The 2125-nt window shown below is 73.0% G+C and carries 1 protein-coding gene; it reads left to right on the plus strand.

Translation table 11 applies throughout. The annotated features are described in order from the left end of the window. Positions 1-12: 12 nt before the first annotated feature. Positions 13-2125: polyketide synthase dehydratase domain-containing protein (locus tag ACF08N_RS38050; protein ID WP_392329266.1), on the plus strand; the 2113-nt coding region annotated here is incomplete at its 3' end.

Genomic DNA, 2125 nt, shown 5'->3' on the forward strand with positions numbered 1-2125 from the left:
TTGATGGAGCCGATGCTGGCCGAGTTCGCGGCCGTCGCCGAGGACCTCTCGTATGCACGGCCGCAGATTCCGTTCGTGTCGACGTTGACCGGCGGTCTGGTGGGTGAGGAGATCGCCGATCCGGGTTACTGGGTGCGCCATGTGCGTGAGCCGGTTCGTTTCGCCGACGGCATTACCGAACTGGCCGCCCAGGGTGTGGGCGTGTTCCTTGAGGTGGGCCCCGACGCGGTGCTCTCGACCATGGCTGAGGGCTGCCTGCCGGATGACACCGATGCGGTAGTGGCGGCGGTCCAGCGCCGCGATCTCAATGAACCCCACGCCCTCCTCACCGCCCTCGGCAGGCTCCACACCCACGGCCTCGACATCGACTGGACCGGCACCCTCGCCGGACGCGTCACCCAGCACGTAGACCTGCCCACCTACCCCTTCCAGCGCGAGCGCTACTGGGCCGACTCACGCGAGTACTGGGCCAACGCCTGGGCCGGCGCGGGCGGCAGTGATGTCGTGTCCGCGGGGCTTCGCCCGCTCACGCACCCCATGATCGGTGCAGGCGTGGCCGTGCCCGGCTCCGGTGAACTCGTTCTCACCGGCCGGATCTCGCCCGCGACACACCCCTGGTTGGTCGACCACGCCGTCATGGGGGTGGTGCTGCTGCCGGGTGCCGCGCTGGTCGAGATGGCCGTACAGGCCGGCGACCAGGTCGGCTGCCCGGAGCTGGCCGAGCTGACCCTCCACACACCGCTGACCCTGCCCGACCAGGGAGCGGTGGTGCTGCGTGTCGTGGTCGGCGCACCGGACGCATCGGGAGCCCGAGCGGTCGGTGTGTATTCCCGGACCGCGGACGACGCGCCGTGGGTCCTGCACGCCGACGGGCGACTGACGGCTGCGGTGTCCGCGCCGCCGGTCGACCCGGAGCCGGGCGCGTGGCCGCCCGCCGGCGCCACGGAAGTGCCCACGGCCGACTGCTACCGCCGTCTGCTCGACGACAGCGGCTACGCGTACGGCGGGGTCTTCCAGGGGCTGAGGGCGGTCTGGCGGCGGGGCGATGAACTGTTCGCCGAGGTGGCGCTGCCGGAAGGGGCACACGCCGACGCGGCACGGTTCGGTATGCATCCGGCGCTGCTCGACTCCTGTCTGCATGCGCCGTTGGTGGCCGCCGCGTCCGACACGGACGGCGGCGGCGCACTGCTCCCGTTCGCGTGGACCGGGGTGGTGCTGCACGCCACCGGTGCGACCGCCTTGCGGGTACGGATCGCGCCGTCCGGCAAGGACAGCGTGACCGTCACGGCCACCGATGCCCTGGGCGGTCCGGTGCTGTCGGTCGCTTCCCTGGTGTCCCGTCCGGTCGCGCCCGACCAGCTCGCGGCGCGGGCAATCGCCCAGGACGCCGCGTACCGCGTGCAATGGACGCCCGTCCCCGTTTTCTCCGCCACGACGACCGCACCGGCGGTCCTCGGCGAGGCCGCGCCCGACGGCCTCGGCGGTGTCGCCTGCTACCGGGACCTGACCGCGCTGGCCACGGCGGTGGCCGCGGGCGCGGCCGTGCCCGAGCGCGTCGTGGCGCGATGCGGACCGCTCGACGGTGCCGACGAGGTGCCCGCCGGGGTCCGTTCGGCCACGGGCCGCGTCCTGCGGCTCGTGCAGGAGTGGCTCGCGCTGGAGGGGTTCGAGGATTCCCGACTCGTACTCGTCACATCGAACGCCGCCGCCGACGGCCCGGGCCCGGTCGACCTGGCAACGGCCCCGGTGCACGGCCTGGTCCGGGCGGCGCAGGCCGAGCATCCCGGGCGCTGCGGGCTGATCGACACCGACGACCATGCGGACTCGGCCCGCGTGCTGGCCGCGATCGTGGCATCCGACGAGCCGGAGATCGTCCTGCGTGAGGGCGAGCCGCGCGTGCCGCGACTGGTTCGTGCCGATGACGGCGCCACGTCCGTGGACTCCGACGACCCGTTCTCCGGCTCCGATTCCGGCTCCGATTCCGGCTCCGATTCCGGCTCCGACACCGGTACGGCTCCGGCATTCGACGGCGCCGGTACGGTGCTGGTCACCGGTGGTACGGGTGGGTTGGGTGCGGTGGTGGCGCGGCATCTGGTCGTGGTGCACGGGGTGCGTCGGCTGGTGT

It is taken from the genome of Streptomyces sp. NPDC015127, assembly GCF_043080095.1.
Classification (GTDB): Bacteria; Actinomycetota; Actinomycetes; order Streptomycetales; family Streptomycetaceae; genus Streptomyces.